Source organism: Serratia sp. PF-27 (assembly GCF_030053255.1).
Classification (GTDB): domain Bacteria; phylum Pseudomonadota; class Gammaproteobacteria; order Enterobacterales; family Enterobacteriaceae; genus Serratia; species Serratia bockelmannii.
The window spans coordinates 355,745-374,818 of the sequence record NZ_JASGBT010000021.1 but is presented as its reverse complement, the minus strand read 5'-3'; the positions used below and the strand labels follow the sequence as shown (position 1 = coordinate 374,818).

The 19,074-nt window shown below is 62.2% G+C and carries 16 protein-coding genes; 7 read left to right on the top strand and 9 right to left on the bottom strand.

The window, feature by feature from the left end; genetic code table 11:
• Nucleotides 1–20 precede the first annotated feature (20 nt).
• A complete protein-coding gene (locus QMZ29_RS16875) occupies nt 21–1,019 on the bottom strand; it encodes a bile acid:sodium symporter family protein (protein ID WP_025303778.1) in 999 nt (332 codons plus the stop codon).
• A 96-nt stretch (nt 1,020–1,115) separates the two neighbouring features.
• Here QMZ29_RS16875 and QMZ29_RS16870 point away from each other — a divergent pair, with 96 nt between their 5' ends.
• The gene (locus QMZ29_RS16870; RefSeq protein ID WP_261426096.1) at nt 1,116–2,036 is read left to right on the top strand and encodes a LysR family transcriptional regulator; all 921 of its coding nucleotides are present in this window, start codon (nt 1,116–1,118) and stop codon (nt 2,034–2,036) included.
• Nucleotide 2,037: 1 nt separating this feature from the next.
• Here QMZ29_RS16870 and QMZ29_RS16865 read toward each other — a convergent pair whose 3' ends face one another.
• Together QMZ29_RS16865 and QMZ29_RS16860 are read right to left on the bottom strand one after the other, a co-directional pair.
• The gene (locus tag QMZ29_RS16865) at nt 2,038–2,505 is read right to left on the bottom strand and encodes a FlxA-like family protein (RefSeq protein ID WP_025303776.1); all 468 of its coding nucleotides are present in this window, start codon (nt 2,503–2,505) and stop codon (nt 2,038–2,040) included.
• A gap of 52 nt (nt 2,506–2,557) precedes the next feature.
• Complete coding sequence (locus QMZ29_RS16860; protein ID WP_261426098.1) at nt 2,558–3,106, bottom strand: nucleotidyltransferase family protein; 549 nt, start codon at nt 3,104–3,106, stop codon at nt 2,558–2,560.
• Between the two features lie 159 nt (nt 3,107–3,265).
• On the opposite strand from QMZ29_RS16860, the gene QMZ29_RS16855 reads away from it, so the two are divergent.
• Together QMZ29_RS16855 and eutC are read left to right on the top strand one after the other, a co-directional pair.
• A complete protein-coding gene (locus QMZ29_RS16855) occupies nt 3,266–4,651 on the top strand; it encodes an ethanolamine ammonia-lyase subunit EutB (protein ID WP_197781061.1) in 1,386 nt (461 codons plus the stop codon).
• Entirely contained in the window at nt 4,648–5,439 is a 792-nt protein-coding gene (gene eutC, locus QMZ29_RS16850; RefSeq protein WP_043140316.1) for an ethanolamine ammonia-lyase subunit EutC, read from the top strand. The genes QMZ29_RS16855 and eutC overlap by 4 nt, the downstream gene beginning before the upstream one ends.
• Here eutC and QMZ29_RS16845 read toward each other — a convergent pair.
• Nucleotides 5,418–6,320 carry a LysR family transcriptional regulator gene (locus QMZ29_RS16845; protein ID WP_261426106.1) on the bottom strand — a complete coding sequence of 301 codons (903 nt, stop codon included), beginning with the start codon at nt 6,318–6,320 and terminating at the stop codon, nt 5,418–5,420. The genes eutC and QMZ29_RS16845 overlap by 22 nt on opposite strands.
• Nucleotides 6,321–6,769: 449 nt before the next feature.
• On the opposite strand from QMZ29_RS16845, the gene budA reads away from it, so the two are divergent.
• The 3 genes from budA to QMZ29_RS16830 all read left to right on the top strand — a co-directional run bounded on the left by budA (nt 6,770) and on the right by QMZ29_RS16830 (nt 10,997).
• Nucleotides 6,770–7,549, top strand: a complete 780-nt coding sequence (gene budA, locus QMZ29_RS16840; RefSeq protein WP_099816963.1) for an acetolactate decarboxylase — start codon at nt 6,770–6,772, stop codon at nt 7,547–7,549.
• 32 nt (nt 7,550–7,581) lie between these two features.
• The gene (alsS, locus tag QMZ29_RS16835; protein ID WP_147824089.1) at nt 7,582–9,267 is read left to right on the top strand and encodes an acetolactate synthase AlsS; all 1,686 of its coding nucleotides are present in this window, start codon (nt 7,582–7,584) and stop codon (nt 9,265–9,267) included.
• A 143-nt stretch (nt 9,268–9,410) separates the two neighbouring features.
• Complete coding sequence (locus QMZ29_RS16830; protein ID WP_261426109.1) at nt 9,411–10,997, top strand: ABC transporter substrate-binding protein; 1,587 nt, start codon at nt 9,411–9,413, stop codon at nt 10,995–10,997.
• Between the two features lie 34 nt (nt 10,998–11,031).
• Here the strand turns inward: QMZ29_RS16830 and QMZ29_RS16825 are convergent, their stop codons facing one another.
• Nucleotides 11,032–13,206: a TonB-dependent siderophore receptor gene (locus QMZ29_RS16825; protein WP_060433791.1), complete on the bottom strand. Its 2,175-nt coding sequence runs from the start codon at nt 13,204–13,206 to the stop codon at nt 11,032–11,034.
• A 275-nt stretch (nt 13,207–13,481) separates the two neighbouring features.
• On the opposite strand from QMZ29_RS16825, the gene fes reads away from it, so the two are divergent.
• The gene (gene fes, locus QMZ29_RS16820) at nt 13,482–14,774 is read left to right on the top strand and encodes an enterochelin esterase (RefSeq protein WP_060433789.1); all 1,293 of its coding nucleotides are present in this window, start codon (nt 13,482–13,484) and stop codon (nt 14,772–14,774) included.
• A 27-nt stretch (nt 14,775–14,801) separates the two neighbouring features.
• Here the strand turns inward: fes and QMZ29_RS16815 are convergent, their stop codons facing one another.
• The 4 genes from QMZ29_RS16815 to fepB all read right to left on the bottom strand — a co-directional run bounded on the left by QMZ29_RS16815 (nt 14,802) and on the right by fepB (nt 18,941).
• Nucleotides 14,802–15,608: an ABC transporter ATP-binding protein gene (locus QMZ29_RS16815; RefSeq protein ID WP_060433787.1), complete on the bottom strand. Its 807-nt coding sequence runs from the start codon at nt 15,606–15,608 to the stop codon at nt 14,802–14,804.
• A gap of 17 nt (nt 15,609–15,625) precedes the next feature.
• Nucleotides 15,626–16,663, bottom strand: coding sequence for an iron-enterobactin ABC transporter permease (fepG, locus tag QMZ29_RS16810; protein ID WP_025303767.1), 1,038 nt, complete (start codon nt 16,661–16,663; stop codon nt 15,626–15,628).
• On the bottom strand, nt 16,663–17,718 hold the full coding sequence (gene fepD, locus QMZ29_RS16805) for a Fe(3+)-siderophore ABC transporter permease (RefSeq protein ID WP_060433785.1): 1,056 nt from the start codon (nt 17,716–17,718) through the stop codon (nt 16,663–16,665). The genes fepG and fepD overlap by 1 nt, the downstream gene beginning before the upstream one ends.
• 215 nt (nt 17,719–17,933) lie before the next feature.
• The gene (gene fepB / locus QMZ29_RS16800; RefSeq protein WP_060433784.1) at nt 17,934–18,941 is read right to left on the bottom strand and encodes a Fe2+-enterobactin ABC transporter substrate-binding protein; all 1,008 of its coding nucleotides are present in this window, start codon (nt 18,939–18,941) and stop codon (nt 17,934–17,936) included.
• Between the last annotated feature and the right edge of the window lie 133 nt (nt 18,942–19,074).

Here is a 19,074-nt window from a genome sequence, read left to right as displayed (position 1 = left end):
GGCCTTGGCCCGTCTTTTTTTTACCCGCGCGACGCCTGCGCGTTGGCGTTGGGCACCGCCTGTTGCGCCCGCTGCTTACGCTGATACCTTTTCGCCAGCACCGCACAGGTCATCAGTTGCACCTGATGGAACACCATCAGCGGCAGCACCATGATCCCTACCGTCGCCGCCGGGAACAGGATATTGGCCATCGGAATGCCGTTCGCCAGGCTTTTCTTCGAACCGCAGAACACGATGGTGATCTCGTCCGCCTTGCTGAACCCCAGCCAGCGCGCCATGTAGGTGTTCACCACCAGCACGATCGCCAGCAGCACGATGCTGCCGCCGACGATAAACGCCAGTGAACCGATCCCCACCTGATGCCAGATACCGTGCGTCACCGCCTCGCTGAAGGCGGCGTACACTACCAGCAGAATCGAGGTCTGGTCGGTTTTACCGATAAGCGGCCGATGGCGCTCGATCCAGCCGCCGATCAGCGGTCGCAGCAGGTGGCCGGCGACAAACGGCACCAGCAGCTGCAGCACGATCGAACCGACCTGCCGCAGGCCGCCGGTATCGCCGTGCACGTTCATCAACAGGCCGACCAGCAGCGGCGATACGAAGATCCCGAGCAGGCTGGAGGCGGAAGCGCTGCACACTGCCGCCGCGACGTTGCCGCCCGCCAGCGAGGTGAAGGCGATGGCCGACTGCACGGTGGCGGGCAGAATGCACAGGTAGATGAAACCGGCGTACAGTTCGGGGCTGACGTCGATCGGCGCCCACCAGGCGAACAGCATCCCCAGCGCCGGAAAAATGATGAAGGTGCTGAACATCACCCACAGATGCAGCCGCCAGTTATTGCTGCCGGCCAGGATGGCCTCGCGCGACAGCTTGGCGCCGTGCATGAAAAACAGCAGGGCGATGGCGGCGATGGTCAGGGCGTTGAGCCAGCCGACGAACTCGCCGCGCGCCGGCAGGAACGACGCCAGCAGCACGGTGGCGATCAGCGTCAGGGTAAAACGATCGGGCAGGAATCTCATGGCGATGCGCTCGGGTAGAAAATCGATGGGGCTATTCTCCCGCGCGGGCATATAATAATAAAATTGATTTATTTAATTCATCCATGAATAAAACACATGAATTACTCACTCAAACAGCTGCGGGTGTTCGTCGCCATCGCCCGCCACGGCAGCTTCAGCCGCGCCGGGGAGGCGATCGGCCTGACGCAATCGGCGGTCAGCCACAGCGTGAAAGAGCTGGAGGCGGAGGTCGGCGTGCGCCTGCTGGATCGCACCACGCGTGAGGTGGCGTTGACCGACGCCGGCCTGCGGCTAGCCAACCGGGTCGAACGGCTGCTGGACGAGCTGCAGGCCGCGTTGCTGGATGCGCGCAGCTTTGGCGTACAGCGCAGCGGCACGGTGCGGGTGGCGACGAGCCAGACCATTTCCGCCCATCTGATGCCGCAGTGCATCGCCGCCGGCGAGCGTGAATATCCAGAGATCCGCATCATGCTGCGCGATCAGGCGCAGCAGCAGGTGCTGCACAGCGTGCGTAACGCCGAGGTGGATTTCGGCATCGTGGTCGATCCGGTGCAGGCGGTGGATCTGGAGTGCGAAGCGGTGCTGCATGAGCCTTTCCTGTTGCTGTGCCGCGACGATCACCCGTTTGCTGCGCAGCAAGAGGTGCGTTGGTCGGCGTTAAACGGCTGCCGCCTGGTGTTGCAGGATTACGCGTCGGGCAGCCGGCCGCTGATCGACAGTGCGCTGAGGCAGCAGGGCGTGGAGGCGCAGGTGGTGCAGGAAATCGGCCATCCGGCGACGCTGTTCCCGATGGTGGCGGAGGGGATCGGCATCAGCATTTTCCCGGCGTTGGCGCTGCCGTTGCCGGAAGGGGGGCGGCTCCGGGTGCGGCGGCTGGTGCCGGAGATCAACCGTGCACTGATGCTGGTACGGCGCAAGAACCGTTCGCTGACGCCGGCGGCGGAGGCCATCTGGCAGGTGGCGCGTCAGCAGGCGGCGCTGCTGCAACAGCGCCGGCAGGAAAACGCGGAATATTGAGTCAGATATAGACGTCCACTGCGTTGAGCGGCGTTGGGCGGTTTACGCCGTCGCCGGCTTGCGCTGCGGCTTTTGCCATCTGCTCCTGCTGCTGCTTTTCCATTTCTTCTTTCTGGATGCGCGCGATCTCGGCCTGCAACATCTTGATCTGCGCTTCGATCAGCTGTTTCTGTTTTTCGATCTCTTTGGGGTCGGCGCTGGAGTCCTTCAGCTCCACCAGCTTTTGCTGCAGCGCCTGGATCTGCCGGTTCAGCGCCTTGATGCGCACCGAGGCGCGGCTTTCGTTGAGGTTAGCCGGTTCTTCATTGCCGTTGGCGCGTTCGTTTTTCTCCATCTTGCCGCCTTGCGGCTGGTTGTTGACCGGTTTGGCCATCAGCAATTCGCCCTGATGGCCCGGCGCGCTAAAGACGTTGCTGACGCCGGGAACGGTATTTTTGATCGGTACGATCATGGTGATGGTGGTCGACATGGATGCTCTCCCTGAGTCGGTATATCGCTGATCAGGGTATCGGCAGCGGCGGCTAAATCTTTACCTGCCGCAGACGCGGCCAGTGCAACAGCCAGCCTTTGTCGAGCACGCGCTGGGCATAGGCCGCGCGATCGCCGTTTTTCACGTTGAAGGTAATGGTGTCGTCGAACAGCGCCGCGAGCCCGAAGGGGGCCACCAGGGTGATGCTGTCGTCGGCGTTCAGGCGCGCGCCGATCGCCGTTTCCACTTCGGTCCAGAAGCTGATGGCCTCTTCGCTGTTGCGGTAGGGCGCCCGGCCGCCGCGCAGGTGCATGCGCGCCTGGTTCTTGACCGACCACGGCTGCGGCAGCCACTGTTGCAGCCGCGCCTCCAGCATGCGATCGCGTTCGGCGTCCGCACGCTGCGCATCGAAGTGGATCACGTCGATATCGTTGAGCGGCGTGGGCTCCCTATAGCCGTGGCGCCGATCCCACACCAGGTTGCGCACAAAGCCGGCGCCGAGGCACCAGTCATTCAGGCCGAGCCGGCGCACGGTGCGCAGGGCGGCCATGCGCGCGCTATCTTGTTGCAGCCAGTCGATAATTTGCCGTTGCGGATCCATCACCCCTCCTGTTTTCGCGGCTACTGTAACCTGAAGCGACGGCGGGTGAAATGGGGAGAGGCGTGATGGCGGCGATCGCGTGCAAAATAATTTTCTTTTCCCACTGACTACACTTGGTGCAGGGCTGTTATCTCGTCACTCGGGGCAAGGGAGGGGGCTATGTATCAGGCAACGGTGGGTCAACGCGGCTATCGCTTTGGCGATCTGCGCCAGCTGATGGCGAAGGCTTCGCCTGCACGCTCCGGCGATTATCTGGCGGAGGTGGCGGCGGAAAGCGCCGAAGAGCGCATGGCGGCGCGCATCGCGCTGGCGGATGTGCCGCTCAAGGCATTCCTGCAGCAGACGCTGGTGCCGTACGAGCAGGACGAGGTGACGCGCCTGATTATCGATAGCCACGATGCCGCCGCCTTTGAGCCCATCTCGCACCTCACGGTCGGCGATTTTCGCGACTGGTTGCTGAGCGAGCAGGCGGACAGCGCCATGCTGGCGCAGGTGGCCACCGGCATTACGCCGGAGATGGCGGCGGCAGTGAGCAAGATCATGCGCAATCAGGATCTGATCCTGGTGGCGAAAAAGTGCCGGGTGGTGACGCGCTTTCGCAATACGATTGGCCTGCCGGGCCACCTCAGCGTGCGGTTGCAGCCCAATCACCCGACCGACAGCCTGCAGGGCATCGCCGCCAGCATGCTGGACGGCCTGCTGTACGGCAGCGGTGATGCGGTGGTTGGCATCAATCCGGCCAGCGACAGCCTGCCGCTGCTGGAAAAGCTCAACTACATGCTGGACGACGTGATCCAGCGCTTCGCCATTCCCACCCAATCCTGCGTGCTGACCCATGTGACCAACACGCTGCGGCTGATGGAGCGCGGCGCGCCGGTGGATCTGGTGTTTCAGTCGATCGCCGGTACCGAAGCGGCCAATCGCGGTTTCGGCATCAGTCTGGCGCTGCTGGCGGAGGCGCAGCAGGCGGCGCTGAGCCTCAAGCGCGGCACGTTGGGCGATAACGTGATGTACTTCGAAACCGGGCAGGGCAGTTGCCTGTCGGCTAACGCGCATCACGGCGTCGATCAGCAGACCTGTGAGGCGCGTGCCTATGCGGTGGCGCGCCATTTCTCACCGCTGCTGATCAACACCGTGGTGGGGTTTATCGGCCCCGAATACCTGTATGACGGCAAACAAATTATCCGCGCCGGGCTGGAGGACCACTTCTGCGGCAAGCTGCTCGGCCTGCCGCTGGGTTGCGACGTCTGCTACACCAACCATGCCGAAGCCGATCAGGACGACATGGACACGCTGCTGACGCTATTGGCCGCCGCCGGGTTGACGTTCCTGATCGGCGTACCGGGCGCGGATGACATCATGCTCAACTACCAAAGCACCTCGTTCCACGACGCGCTCTATATCCGAGAGCTGCTGGGGCTGAAGCACGCGCCGGAGTTCGCCGCCTGGCTGGCGGCGATGAACATCACCGACGAACGCGGGCGGCTGCGCGACGCCGCCGCCAATCACCCGCTGTTGCTGGCGCTGCAGGGAGAACGGACATGAGCAAACCGGTTCACGTCAACAGTTGGGATGCGCTGCGCGCCTTTACCGACGCGCGCATCGCGCTGGGGCGCACCGGCGCCAGTCTGCCGACCGACGAGCTGCTGCGCTTCGGCCTGGCCCATGCCCAGGCGCGCGACGCGGTGCATCAGCCTTTCGACAGCGAGCGGCTGGCGGCGGATCTGCACGATGCCGGTTGGCCCACGCTGGCGGTGCACAGCCAGGCTGGCGACCGCGCCGCCTACCTGCGCCGTCCGGATCTGGGGCGGCGATTGGCGCCGGATAGCCGCAGCCTGCTGCTTGGTTTACCGCCGCGCCGCGTCGATCTGCTGCTGGCGGTGGCGGACGGCCTCTCCTCCAAGGCGGTGCACCGCCAGGCGCTGCCGTTGCTGCAAGCGCTGCGGCCCTATCTCGATACGCTGGGGCTGACCGTGGCACCGGTGGTGCTGGCGCATCAGGCGCGGGTGGCGCTGGGGGATGAGATCGGTGAATGCCTGCAGGCTCGGGCGGTGGCGATGCTGATCGGCGAACGGCCGGGGCTGTCGTCGCCGGACAGTCTGGGCATCTATTTGACCTGGGGACCGAGCGCGCGCAGAACGGACGCCGAGCGCAACTGTATTTCCAACGTACGGCCCGAGGGGCTGGATTACCCGCAGGCGGCGTTCCGCCTGGCCTGGCTGCTGGAGCAGGCGTTCCAGCGGCGGCTGAGCGGCATCGAGCTGAAGGACGAGAGCGACAACCCGGCCCTGCATGGACGAGTGACGCCGCTTTACCCCCAGCTGGGCGGCTGACCGAGGGTTTGCTGCAGCAGGGCAGTGAAGGCCGCCAGCCGGGCGGACACCTTCGCCATCGGCCGCAGCAGATAGATGCCTTGCTGCTCATGGCGCGGATCTTCCAGCATTTGCACCAGTTGCCCGTGCTGCACGTCCGGCCCCACCACCCAGTTGGGCAGAAAGGCAATGCCGAGCCCGAGCAGTGCGGCCTGACGCTGCGCGGTGAAGTCGTCGCAGCGCAGCGCCATGGTGCAGCGGCTCATCAGCGCCGCGTCGAGGATCTGCGCCCAGCAGGCCGGCTGTTGTTTGTGGTAGCGGGCGATCAGCCGGTGCTGCGGCAGCGCCTCCAGATCGCTCGGCAGGCCATAGCGGGCGACGTAGCCGGGGCTGGCGCACATGACCCAGCGTTGGGTGGCGATGCGGCTGGCGTACAGCGCGCTGTCCTTCTGCTCGCCGATGCGGATGGCGGCGTCCAGCCGTTCCTGGGTCGGATCGGTCTGGCGTTCGGTCAGATCGAGATCGACCCACAGCTGAGGGTACCGTTCCGCCAGCGTCGGCAGCAGCGGTAGCACATAGGTTTTGCCGAAGGTCGGCAGGCAGCTGATGCGCAGCGTGCCCTGCGGCGTTTCGTTCAGCGCGTTCAGCTCGGCGCGAAGGCCGGTAATGTCCGTCATCAGCGCGGCGGCGCGTGTCAGCAGCAGCTCGCCGGCGTCGGTCAGCAACAGGCCGCGGGTGGAGCGCACGAACAGCGTCGCGCCGAGCGCGCTTTCCAGCGCATCGATATGGCGCACCAGCGAAGAAGGCACCATACCCAGCTGGCGCGCAGCGGCGGAAAAGCTGCCCAGGTGGGCCACGTCGAGAAAAATTGGCAGATGTTCTACATAGCGGGCGTCATTCATTTTTGCATTATATGCAAAAGCGTTTCTTATGAATACCCGCTTCTCTGCCGGCGGCGCGGCGGCTACTCTGGCTGCGGGTTGACGACGGGCTTCAACGCCGCCTTATCCCGGCCGTATAGAGAGAAAACGCATAAACCTCGCGGTGCTTAGCACTAAATAACAGATGTTTTTCCCAGGCTGCGCGAGCCGCCTGCGGAGTTGATAGTCGCTCCAACACCAGATTAACCGTTCAATTTGATATCCGATCCAGCATTAATGATTAGTGAGCCTTTACTTTCACTCATCATGCTGTTGACTCTGGATATCGGCCGGCCAGCCGTGCCGGTTTTTTTGTCGCCTCAGGCTGAATCGTTCCAACTGATGAACGCGCCTGAGGGGCATCTTGGCCCGCCGTCGGCGGGTCTTTTGAACGCGTGGAACCGCAGTTCCGCGCTGGTGGAGGAGTCAGCATGAACGAAAAACACGGGTGTTCCTGTGCGCGCCATTTGGCGCAGGGTTTTGCCAGGCAGTCGATCAACGCCGGGGAGGGCGAAATCTATCAAATCTCGCTGATGAGCGCGCTCATCGACGGGGTCTACGAGGGGGAAACCACCATTGCCGAGTTGCTCAAACACGGCAACTTCGGCCTCGGCACCTTCAATCATCTGGACGGTGAACTGATCGCTTTCGACCAGGAAATACACCAGCTGCGCGCCGACGGCAGCGCCCGGCCGGCCGGCCTGCAACAGAAAACCCCTTTCGCCGTCGTCACCTTTTTCCAGCCCAGCGTCAGCCAGCAATTCGATCGGCCGATCACCAAGGCGCAGCTGCACCAGTGCATCGACGAACAGGTCGCCTCGCCGAACCTGTTTTGTGCGGTGCGGGTCGACGGCGAGTTCAGCCACGTGGAAACCCGCACCGTGCCGCGCCAGGAGCGGCCTTACCGCCCGATGCTGGAAGCGATAGAAGAGCAGCCGACCTTCTCGTTCCACCAGCGGCGCGGCACGCTGGTCGGCTTCCGCTCGCCGGATTACATGCAGGGCATCGGCGTGGCCGGCTATCACGAACACTTCGTTACTGACGACCGCAGCGGCGGCGGCCACGTACTGGACTACCAGCTCGATCATGGCCATTTGCAGTTCGGCGTCATCACGCGTCTCAATCTTCAGTTGCCGCACGATGCGGATTTCTTGCGCGCCAACCTCTGCCCAGAGGATTTGGACCGCGCGATTCGTTCCGCCGAGGGCTAACCCCGGCGATTGTTTTCTTAGGAGGTGGAACCATGGCACAGGAAAAAACAGGCAATGACTGGCAATGCGGCGCCGATTTGGTGGTGAAAAACCTGGAAGCGCAGGGCGTCAAACACGTTTTCGGCATTCCGGGCGCCAAGATCGACCGGGTGTTCGACTCGCTGGAGGACGCGCCATCGATCGAAACGGTGGTGGTGCGGCATGAGGCCAACGCGGCCTTTATGGCGGCGGCGGTCGGCCGCCTGACCGGCAAGGCAGGGGTGGCGCTGGTCACCTCCGGGCCGGGCAGCTCCAACCTGATCACCGGGCTGGCTACCGCCACCTCGGAAGGGGACGCGGTGGTGGCCTTCGGCGGGGCGGTGAAGCGCGCCGACAGCCTGAAGCAGACGCACCAGAGCATGGATACCGTCAGTATGTTCCGGCCGGTGACCAAGTATTGCGCCGAAGTGCATGCCGGTTCGGCGATTTCCGAGGTGATCGCCAACGCCTTTCGCCGCGCCGAGTTCGGCCGGCCGGGGGCGTCGTTCGTCAGCCTGCCGATGGATATCGTCAATGAACCGGTCAGCGCGCCGGTGCTGGCCGGCTGCCGCTTGCCGCGCATGGGGGCCGCCGCGGCAGACGACATTCAGGCGGCGGTGAAACTGATCCGCCAGGCCAAATGCCCGGTATTGCTGCTCGGCCTGCAGGCCAGCCGGCCGGAGAACAGCGAGGCGGTGCGCCATCTGCTGTACCGCACCCATATGCCGGTGGTCGGCACCTATCAGGCGGCGGGGGTGATCGACGTCAACCACTTCGCCCGTTTCGCCGGCCGCGTCGGCCTGTTCAACAACCAGCCGGCCGATCAGCTGCTGCAGAAGGCCGATCTGGTGGTGAGCGTCGGCTATGATCCGATCGAATACGATCCCTGCATGTGGAACAGCCACGGGCGACTGAAGTTGGTGCACATCGACGTGCTGCCGGCGGATATCGATACCTGCTATCGGCCGGACGTCGAGCTGGTGGGCAATATCAGCGCCACGCTGAACATGATGACCGAAGCATTCAATGAGGCGGTCTGTGTGCCGCCGGAGGTGGAGCTGATCCTCTCCGAGCTCGGCCGCCAGCGCACTGAGCTGGCGGAGCGCGCCGCCCGCCGCGGCGGCATGCCGATCCACCCGCTGCGCATCGTCAAGGAGCTGCAGGACATCGTCAGCGACGACGTGACGCTGTGCGTGGACATGGGCAGTTTCCATATCTGGATCGCCCGCTATCTTTACAGCTTCCGTGCCCGTCAGCTGTTGATCTCCAACGGCCAGCAAACCATGGGGGTGGCATTGCCGTGGGCCATCGGTGCGGCGCTGGTGCGCCCCGGCGACAAGGTGGTGTCTATCTCCGGTGACGGTGGCTTCATGCAGTCGAGCATGGAGCTGGAGACCGCGGTGCGGCTGAAAAACAACATCGTGCACGTCATCTGGGTCGATAACGCCTACAACATGGTGGAAATGCAGGAAGTGAACAAATACCAGCGCAAGTCCGGCGTGGAGTTCGGGCCGATTGACTTCAAGGCCTACGCGGAATCCTGCGGCGCGGTCGGTTTCGCCGTGCAGTCGGTGGAAGATCTGCGGCCGATGCTGCGCAAGGCGATGGCGATCCAGGGGCCGGTAGTGGTGGCCATCCCGGTCGACTATGCCGACAACTATAAGCTGATGGCGCAGATGAACTTCAGCCAGATGATTTAATTTCATCATCATCGTGCCGTTTCACCGGGGCAGGCCGCTTGCGCGCCTGCCCGTTTTTATGCGCGGAATTTGTCCTTTACTTCGCTAACTGCATGATTTATTGCTATCCGTTGGGCTGTTTTTTCACCACTGGGGATAGCGCAATGAAAAGAAAAGCAATAACGATCGGGCTGCTGGCGTTGGCGATTGCCGGCGGCGCGCGAGCCAATACGCTGGTCTACTGTTCCGAAGGATCGCCGGAAGGCTTCAACCCGCAGCTGTTCACCTCCGGCACCACGGTGGACGCCAGTTCGGCGGCGATCTACAACCGGCTGGTGGACTTCAAACCCGGCACCGTCGAGCTGCAACCCAGCCTGGCGGAAAGCTGGGAAGTGAGCGAAGACGGCAAGCGCTATACCTTCCACTTGCGCAAGGGCGTGGCATTCCAGAGCAATAAATATTTCACGCCCACCCGCGATTTCAACGCCGATGACGTCATCTTCTCGTTTATGCGCCAGAAGGACGCCAACAACCCGTATCACAAGGTCTCCAACGGCGCCTACACCAACTTCGAGTCGATGGAGTTCGGCACGCTGATTGACCGGATCGTCAAGGTGGACGAGCACACCGTGCGCTTTGAGCTCTCCCGCGCCGAGGCGCCGTTCGTCGCCGATCTGGGCATGTACTTCGCCACCCTATTATCGGCGGAATATGCCGACGCGATGCTGAAGGCCGGCACGCCGCAGCGGGTGGACAACGATCCGATCGGCACCGGGCCATTCCAGCTGGTGCAGTACCAGAAAGACGCGAAAATCCTCTACAAGGCGTTCGATCGTTACTGGGAAGGCAAACCGAAGATCGACCGGCTGGTGTTTTCGATCACGCCGGATGCGACGGTGCGTTACGCCAAGCTGCAAAAGAACGAGTGTCAGGTGATGCCGTTCCCTAACCCGGCGGATCTGGCGCGCATGCGGCAGGACGGCAACCTTCAGGTGATGGAAAAATCCGGCCTAAATATCGGCTTCCTGGCGTTCAACACCCAGAAGAAACCGTTGGATAACGTCAAGGTACGCCAGGCGTTGGCGCTGGCGGTCAACAAGCCGGCGATCATCGAGGCGGTGTTCCACGGCGCCGGCCAGCCGGCCAAGAACCTGCTGCCGCCGGCCCAATGGGGCAGCAACGCGCAGCTTGAAGACTACCCGTATTCGCCGGAGCGGGCGAAGCAGCTGTTGCAGGAGGCCGGGCTGGGGCAGGGGTTTGACATCGATCTGTGGGCGATGCCGGTGCAGCGGCCCTACAATCCCAACGCCAAGCGCATGGCGGAGATGATCCAGGCCGACTGGGCCAAGATCGGCGTGCGCGCCAAAATCGTCACCTTCGAATGGGGCGAATATTTGCAGCGGATTAAAAACGGCGAACACCAGACGGCGCTAATGGGCTGGACCACCGCCAACGGCGATCCGGACAACTTCTTCGGCCCGCTGTTCACCTGCGCTTCGCTCGGCGGCTCCAACTCGGCGAAATGGTGCTACAAACCGTTCGACCAGCTGATCCTGCAGGCGCGTGAAGAGAACGATCATGCCAAGCGGGTGGCGATGTACCAGCAGGCGCAGGTGATGATGCACGATCAGATGCCGGCGCTGATGATCGCGCACTCGACCATTTTCGAACCGGTGCGCAAGGAAGTGAAAGGCTACGAAATAGACCCGTTCGGCAAACACATCTTCAAGCAGGTGTCGCTGGAGAAATAAAGCGGGGCGCCGCATTGCCGCGGCGCCCAAAACGTTACCAGCTGTAGCTGACCGTCGCGGTGACGGTACGGCCACTGCCGTAGAAACAAGCGTCCACGCCGCCACAGGACGAAACGTAATGCTTGTCGGTCAGGTTGTTGACGTTAACCTGCAGCGCGGCGCCTGCCAGGCTCGGAGCCACTTCTCCCAATTCGTATCGCGCCATCCAGTCATACAGCGTAAAGGCCGGCACTTTGTAGGTGTTGGTCGCATCGCCTTGGCTGGCGCCGCTGTAGCGTACCCCAGCGCCGGTGGAGAGGCCTTTCAGCGGCCCTTGCAGGAAGCTGTAGGTTCCCCAGGCGGAGGCGGCGTGCGTCGGCACCATCACCAGCGTCTTGCCGCGCTGATCGTCGACATAGGTTTCTTTGGTAACGATGTCGGTATAGGTATAGGCCGCCATGAGCTCAATGGCCGGGGTGAGCTGTGAATGTACTTCGGCTTCCAGTCCTTTGGAGCGCACCTTGCCGATCTGCTCCTTATACTTGGTGACCGGGTTGGTGGAGCTGACGTTTTTCTGCGTCAGATCGAACAGCGCCAGTGTCACCAGCGTGTTGCCGTTTTTCGGCTGGAATTTCACGCCGATTTCGGTTTGTTCACCGGTGGTGGGCTTGAACGGATCGGTGCCCGGCGCGCCGGTATCGAGGTTGGGTTCAAACGATGTGCTGTAGCTGATGTACGGGGCAATGCCGTTGTCAAAGGCGTACAGCAGGCCGCTGCGGCCAGTCAGCTTGGTGTCGTTTTGCTGACTGTCGCTGGATCTCAACATGTCCTGAGTGCGTAGCTCGGTCCAATCATTGCGCAGCGACAACAATAAATTCCAACCGCCGTAGCTCATCTGATCCTGCAGATAAACGCCGAGTTGATCCAGCACCTTGCGGTTATCGGTGACCTTCGGCAATGCGCTTTCGTTGACCGGCATGCCGTAAACCGGCCGAGTCCAGTCGAGGAAATAGCCAGCGCTGTCGCCGCGCCAGTTTTGGGTATTGACCTTGCTCCACTTGTAGTCAAGGCCGGTCAACACGCTGTGCTCGACGTCGCCGGTGCTGAATTGCGCTTTCAGTTGGTTATCCAACCCCAGCTCATGGGATTTGACGATATCTTTTTGCGGACGGCGCTGCAGCAGCGTGCTGTTTTTGGTTTGCGACATGAACACCAGATATTTGTAACGTTCATCCACCGTGGTGTAACGCATGTTCTGCTGGAAAGAGAAAACGTCGTTGATATAGTGCTCGAAGATATAGCCGAACGAGGTTTGTTCGCGGCGAGCCTGATTGAAACCGGGATCGCTGACGTTGAAATCATACGGCAGATAGCCGGCGCTGCTTTTGATCGCCACGCCGGAGGTCGGCAGGAAGTTGCGGTAGCCGTTCTCCGGTTCTTTCTGGTAGCTGGTCAACAGGGTGAACGTCGTATCTTCATTGGCGATATAGGTCAGCGCCGGTGCGATGGCGAAGCGTTTTTCCTTGTGATCTTTGATACCGGTCTCTTTGGTGCCGGCGATGCCGTTAAGGCGGTACAGCAGTTTGGCGTCCTCGTCCAATGCGCCGCCGAAGTCGAAAGCGGCCTCTCCTTGATGCAGATTGCCCGCGCTCAATTGAAGTTTGCGAATAGCCTGGACGACGGGGCGCTTGCTGGTCATCGCCACCAGCCCACCCGGGTTGGCCTGGCCGTACAGCACAGAAGCCGGGCCGCGCACCACCTCAACGCGTTCAAGCAACCAGGGATCGATCTGGCCGCTTTGATAGCTCAGGCCGTCCAGATATTTTGGGGCGTAACGAAAGCCGCGTACGATCACTTCGTCGCTGCGGTTAGAGGTGCCGCGGTATTCCGCCACGACGCCGCTGGAGTATCGCAGCGCCTGAGCAACGGAAGCCGCATCCTGTTGATCCATTTGATCGCGCGTGACGACGGTGATGGCCTGCGGCGTTTTTACCAACGGCGCGGCGCTTTTGGTTCCCGCCGCGCTTTCTTTGGCGACGATGCCCTGCAGCGGCGCGGTGACGCTTTCCTGTACGCCGGCGACGACGGTGATATCACGCTCAACGTTGTCGGTTTCGGCCTGTGCGCCCGGCACCAACAGCATGGCTGAGGTCAGCAAGAGTGTGGATGCATGTGCCTTGGCTGGGTGACGCAGAGGTTGATTAGCGGTATTTTTGGGTTGTTCTGACATTTTTCATCCCTTAAAAAACAATTTTATATCAAGCTATTGCTGTCTTTTTCTCATTTGGCGCCGCCGAGAAGGGCTGCGCAGTTCCTTGCCATAATGAACGGTGGGCGAATGGCTTACCGTTTTGCAGAGCCACGCTTCGAAGTGGCCTTGTTGACCTCAGGCGCGTTGATTTATAATTGGTTACATTTTATTGAAAATACAAATGATTCTCAATGCCATTTGCATTGTCAAGAAAGCAAAAACCGCCGGGTGCGGTAAACAGGGAAAAAGGAAAAATGCATTCGCTTCATGCTGATGGCCTGGTGCTCAACCTGCTGCAAAGGCCCGATCTCGGCGGGGAAGATTGGTGGCGTCAGGTCGCGGAGTTGGGAACACCGCTCGTTGAACCGCTGCCTGCAGCTCAGGTGCGCGTTACCTTTTTCTGGCGCGACCCATGGGGCGATGAACGGCGCTCGCCGATTAAAAAGGTGTATGTCGATATCAACTGCGTGACCGACCATCACAGCCCCTCGCCACAGAGTCTGGAACGCTGGCCGGGTAGCGATATTTGGTGGTGGCAGTTCACTATTCGCGGAGATTGGCGAGGCAGTTACAGTTTTATACCCATTGAGACGGCGCAACTGCCGCCCGCTTTTACCGGCGATGCAGCTCAGCGCCGGCAGCAACAGCGTCAGTGGTGGTGTTCGTTGTTTCCGTTGATGCGCCATGATCCGCTCAATCCAGTGGCGCCGCACTGCAGCAGCCGCGGTTTCCCGTTGTCTGCGATACATTTGCCGGCGGCGCCGGATCAATCAGCGTGGCGGGCGTTGGACGCCGGGCAAGTATTGCCCGCCGCGTCTGAGCGTTTGCAGCACTTCTTTTGGCACAGCGAACGATTGGCTAACCGACGCAACATCTGGCTGTACGCCACCGGCGCAGGGGAAGATCGCCCGTTAGTCGTACTGCTGGACGGGCAATTTTGGCTGCATGGCATACCGATTTTTTCCGCACTGGACGCCGAGACACTCAACGGAAGGCTGCCGCCTGCGCTTTATCTGTTTATCGACGTGATAGACATGGCGCGGCGTGCGGAAGAATTGGCCTGCAATGCGGCTTTTTGGCGGGCGGTGCAAGAGGAGCTGCTGCCGCAGGTGGCGACGCGTGAGTCTTACAGCGACGATCCGCAGCGTACGGTGGTGGTGGGGCAGAGTTACGGCGGGTTGGCGGCATTGTATGCCGGGTTGCATTGGCCGCAGCGTTTCGGCTGCGTATTGACCCAGTCAGGCTCTTTTTGGTGGCCGCATATCGAAGCGATGATGAACCCTGCCGAGGAATATACCGCGGACGTCGGTTGGCTGACTGAGCAGGTGCGTGGGGGCTTGTGCGCCGCAACGCCGCTGCGCGTCTTTCAAGAGGCTGGTGAAGGGGAGAGGGACATCCATCAGGTCAATCGCCAAATGCATCGGGCGCTGGTGGAGGCGGGACATCGGGTCGATTATCGCGTGTTCGCCGGCGGACATGACGCCGTCTGCTGGCGCGGCGGTTTGATCGATGGGCTGCGGGTGCTGTTGGCCCCCTGTCATGGCTAAGCGAAGGCCGGGGTAACCCGGCCTTTTTCATGCCTGCGGCGCGTCGCAGTGGTAGCGGCCGCGCGGGATCACCAGCGGCGTGTGGGACAGCGGATCGTCGATGATCATGCACGGCATGCCGAACACCCGTTCCACCAGCTCGGCGGTAATGATCTCCGACGGTTTCCCCTCAGCTACGATCTTGCCGTCGCGCATGGCGATGATGTGATCGGCATAGCGGCAGGCGTGGTTGAGATCGTGCAGCACCGCGATGAGGGTTTGGCCGCGCTCGCGGTTGAGCTGGCGGAACAGATCCAGCAGCTCTATTTGGTGCGCGATGTCGAGGTAGGTGGTCGGTTCATCCAGCAGCAGCAGCGGCGTTTGCTGCGCCAACGCCATCGCCACCCAGACGCGCTGTCGCTGTCCGCCGGACAGCTCGTCGACGCTGCGATCCGCCAGCTGGCTGACGTTGGTGGCCGCCATGGCGGCTTCCACCGCCTGTTTGTCGGCCTGCGTCCACTGTTTCAGCAGGCTCTGGTGCGGATAGCGGCCGCGCGACACCAGGTCCGCCACGGTAATGCTGTCCGGTGCGATCGAGGTTTGCGGTAGCAGGCCAAGCTCGCGCGCCAGCGCCTTGGTGGCGAAACTGCTGATGTTCTTGCCGTCCAGCATCACTTCGCCGGCGCTGGGTTTCAGCAGGCGGCACAGGGCGCGCAACAGCGTCGATTTGCCGCAGGCGTTCGGCCCGACGATCACCGTGAAGGCGCCGTCGGGGATCGCCACGCTCAGATCGTTAGCGATGATTTTATTGTCGTAGCCCAGCTTCAGGTGCGAGGCGTGCAGGCGGTGGCTCATGGCATTATCACTCTTCATTATCTGCGGGCCTCACGGATGAGCAGCCAAATCAGGTACAGGCCGCCGATGCAGACGGTCACGACCCCGACCGGCAGTTGGATCGGCGCGAAAAGATGTTGGGACACCACGTCAGCGCTGAGCAGCAGCGCTGCGCCCATCAGCGCCGATGACGTCAGGGTGACCGAGGATTGTCCGGCCAGGCGGCGGGCGATCTGCGGCGCCGCCAGCGCGATAAAGGAAATCGGCCCGGCGGTGGCGGTGACGGCGGCGGTGAGGGTAACGCCGAACAGCATCAGCCACAGCCGGCTGCCTTCGGCGTTCACGCCCAGCGCGCGCGCCGTGTCGTCGCCCATTTCCAATAGCTGCAGCCGTTTGCCCATCAGCAGCGCGGCCGCGGCCGCCAGCAGGATGAACGCCGTGGCGGGCTGGGCTTTCTGCCAGGTCATGCCGTTGAGCGAACCGGCCTGCCACATGGCGGCGTCCATGGCGCGCTCCAGCGAAGCGGTGATGATCAGCCAGGTATTGGTGGAGACCAAGACCGCGCTGATGGCGATGCCGACGATGATCAGCCGGAAGCCGGCGATGCCTTGCCGCCAGGCCAGCAGGTAGATGGCCAGCGCGGCGAGAATGCCGCCGGCCAGCGCGCCGCCGGCGATGTAGTAATAGCCGCCGTTGAACAGGGTGATGGCGATCAGCGCGCCGGTGTAAGCCCCCATGTTAAAGCCAATCACGTCCGGGCTGCCGAGCGGGTTGCGGATAATCGACTGGAAGATGGCGCCGCTCATGCCGAGCGCGCCGCCTAACAACAGCGCCATGGCAATACGCGGCAAACGCCATTGGGTGACCACGGTGACCAGATTTTTCGGCGCCTCGCCGCTGAGCGCGGCAAAGACCTGTTCCAGCGAAAGTTGCAGTGTGCCGTAGCACAGCGCGGCGACGGCCATCGCCAGACACAGTGCCAACAGTGAAAGGTTGACCAGCAGCAGGCGCAGCGGCATGCGCCAGTTGATGACGCCGTCCGGGCGGCCGATATGCAACGTGTGGGGCAGACTCATCACAGACCCCCCAGCGTTTTCTTGCGGCGCACCAGCCAGATCAGCACCGGCGCGCCGATGAAGGCCGCCACGATGGAAACCCGCAGTTCACCGGCCGCCAGCAAGCGGCCGACCACGTCGGCGCACAGCAGTAAAATCGGCGCCAGCAGCATGGAGTAGGGCAGGATCCAGCGCTGGTCGGGGCCGACCCACCAGCGGGCGATATGCGGCACCATCAGGCCGATGAAACTGATTGGGCCGACGGTGGCGGTCGCCGCGCCGCACAGCAGCGTGATGGCGATCACCGCGACAATCTGAGTCAGCACTACGCGCGCGCCGAGCGCGATAGCCAAATCTTCCCCCATACCGATGGTATTCAGCGGCCGGGCGATGAGCAGCGTCAGCAGGCAGCCGAGCAAAATGGCGGGGGCGGTGACCGGCAGCGTGGACAGCGTGCGGATATCCAGCGTGCCGGCCTGCCAGAAGCGCAGTTGGTCGAAGGTTTGCGGATCGATCAGCGACAGCCCGGTGGTGATGCCGATCAAAACCGCGCCGATCGCCACGCCGGCCAGCGTCAGCCGCACCGGGTTGATGCGCCCGCCCGCCAGCGTGCCGATCAGGTAGACCAGCAGGGTGGTGAGGGCAGCGCCGACGAAGGCATAGGCCATATAGCTTTCAGTGGTGGCGGCGCCGAAAAACATGATGCCGATGACCACGGCGAAGCTGGCGCCGGCGTTGATGCCGAGCACGCCAGGATCGGCCAGCGGATTGCGCGTCAACGCCTGAATCAGTGCGCCGGCGGCGCCGAGCGCCATGCCGGCTAAAATGCCCGCCAGCGTACGGGGCACCCGGGCGTTGAGAATGATGGTGCTGTCGGAACCGCTCGCGGCGCCCTGCAGGCTGAGCCAGACGGTATGGAAGGGGATGGCCTTGGAACCCAGCATCAGGCTGGCAATGATGCACAGCAGCAACAGCACCAAACCGATACCGAACCCGGCGAGGCGTTTGAAGCCACTGGCGTAAGCTGCGTGCGGTGCGGACGAAAGCGTCCGCTCAGTCGGAGTGGGTACGTTCACACCGGTAACTCCTGTATGATTTTTATTCTCATTGTTATTTGCGTTCATGCGGGGTGGCAATAGTAGCACGAGTTTATGCCCGCATGCACCCGCCGGTTGGTGGCAAAGGTGCGTTGACGATGTTAATAACTATTGATATTTCAATTGATTGAATGTGAACGATCGCCCCGCTTGCGGAAAGCGTCGGCAGGCGTCTGGCCTGCCGACGGCGTGGTTCAGGGCTTTTTGAACAGCCGTTCGATTTGGTTCAGCATGTTGGTGGCACTGTAATAATCGAGGCGGAAGGTGTCGTTGCCGACGGCGTAGACGTGCCGCTGTTCCACCGGCTCCAGATGTTTAAGGAACGGGTTGGTCAGCACCTCTTGCACTTTGCGCTCATTGGTGGCGAACAGGATCAGGGTTTTGCCGTTCAGGCCTTCGGCCATTTTTTCGCCGGAGATCTGGATGATGTCATGGCGTTTACCCATGCTGGCGTTGCCTTTGGCGCTTTCCGGCGGGATGGCCAATTGGAAGCCAAGCTGGGTGAGCAGCTTGCCCTGGGCGGAGCCCGGTGTCCACAGCATGGCCTCGCGGCCGTTGTCGGCATACACCAGCGGCGTGGTCGGCTGTGGCGGCAGCGCGATCGCCTGCTTCACTTGCTCCACGCGCTGTTCGAAACGATCTTCCGCCTGTTTGGCGCCGGCTTCGTGACCGGTGATCTCACCGAGCTCGCTGGCCAGCTGTTGCCAGCTTTTGTCGCCATAATCGAGTACTAACGTCGGCGCAATGGCGGACAGCTGATCGTACAGCTTCAGCGCTGAATCCCCGCCGGTGGCGGCGACGACGATCAAATCCGGCGCGGCGGCGGCGACGGCTTCGGCATTGGGCTCCACCTGATACAGCCGTTCGACGTGGCGCTGTTTGGCCACGTCGCTCCACTGGGTAAAGAAGCCTTGTTTATCGGCCACCAGGGGATTTGGGCTGGTGGCGGCGCTGGCGACCACCGGGGCGTCGATCGCCAGCAGCGTACCGGTGATGGTGACGCTGGTGGACACGATGCGCAACGGCGGTTTTTCCAGCGTGAACTTCCCTTTGGCGCTATCGATGGTGCGCGGCCAACTGCTGTCGGCCGCGGGGGCGGACGGTTTCTTCCCGTCGCTCTTGTCGTCCGGGCCACAGCCGCTGAGCAACAGGCTGGAAGTGGCGATGAATGCAATGAACAGCTGGCGTAAGGATAGGGTCATGAGCGGGCTCTTTCTTTCCTTGAACTAAGGCGTATCAATCCGGCGGTGGATTGGCTGCGTGGTGGATGCCCGCTAATTTACCATTCAAGCCGCCAAAATGATAACCATTCGTATCTCAGCGCGTGGTGAATAA

Excerpts from the sequence above, each read along its gene's own strand:
- QMZ29_RS16815 (WP_060433787.1), bottom strand. The coding sequence starts at position 15,608 with ATGAGCCACCGCCTGCACGCCTCGCACCTGAAGCTGGGCTACGACAAT.
- QMZ29_RS16865 (WP_025303776.1), bottom strand. The coding sequence starts at position 2,505 with ATGTCGACCACCATCACCATGATCGTACCGATCAAAAATACCGTTCCC.
- QMZ29_RS16860 (WP_261426098.1), bottom strand. The coding sequence starts at position 3,106 with ATGGATCCGCAACGGCAAATTATCGACTGGCTGCAACAAGATAGCGCG.
- budA (WP_099816963.1), top strand. The coding sequence starts at position 6,770 with ATGAACGAAAAACACGGGTGTTCCTGTGCGCGCCATTTGGCGCAGGGT.
- alsS (WP_147824089.1), top strand. The coding sequence starts at position 7,582 with ATGGCACAGGAAAAAACAGGCAATGACTGGCAATGCGGCGCCGATTTG.
- QMZ29_RS16870 (WP_261426096.1), top strand. The coding sequence starts at position 1,116 with ATGAATTACTCACTCAAACAGCTGCGGGTGTTCGTCGCCATCGCCCGC.
- QMZ29_RS16845 (WP_261426106.1), bottom strand. The coding sequence starts at position 6,320 with ATGAATGACGCCCGCTATGTAGAACATCTGCCAATTTTTCTCGACGTG.
- QMZ29_RS16825 (WP_060433791.1), bottom strand. The coding sequence starts at position 13,206 with ATGTCAGAACAACCCAAAAATACCGCTAATCAACCTCTGCGTCACCCA.
- QMZ29_RS16855 (WP_197781061.1), top strand. The coding sequence starts at position 3,266 with ATGTATCAGGCAACGGTGGGTCAACGCGGCTATCGCTTTGGCGATCTG.
- eutC (WP_043140316.1), top strand. The coding sequence starts at position 4,648 with ATGAGCAAACCGGTTCACGTCAACAGTTGGGATGCGCTGCGCGCCTTT.
- fes (WP_060433789.1), top strand. The coding sequence starts at position 13,482 with ATGCATTCGCTTCATGCTGATGGCCTGGTGCTCAACCTGCTGCAAAGG.
- fepB (WP_060433784.1), bottom strand. The coding sequence starts at position 18,941 with ATGACCCTATCCTTACGCCAGCTGTTCATTGCATTCATCGCCACTTCC.
- QMZ29_RS16875 (WP_025303778.1), bottom strand. The coding sequence starts at position 1,019 with ATGAGATTCCTGCCCGATCGTTTTACCCTGACGCTGATCGCCACCGTG.
- fepG (WP_025303767.1), bottom strand. The coding sequence starts at position 16,663 with ATGAGTCTGCCCCACACGTTGCATATCGGCCGCCCGGACGGCGTCATC.
- QMZ29_RS16830 (WP_261426109.1), top strand. The coding sequence starts at position 9,411 with ATGAAAAGAAAAGCAATAACGATCGGGCTGCTGGCGTTGGCGATTGCC.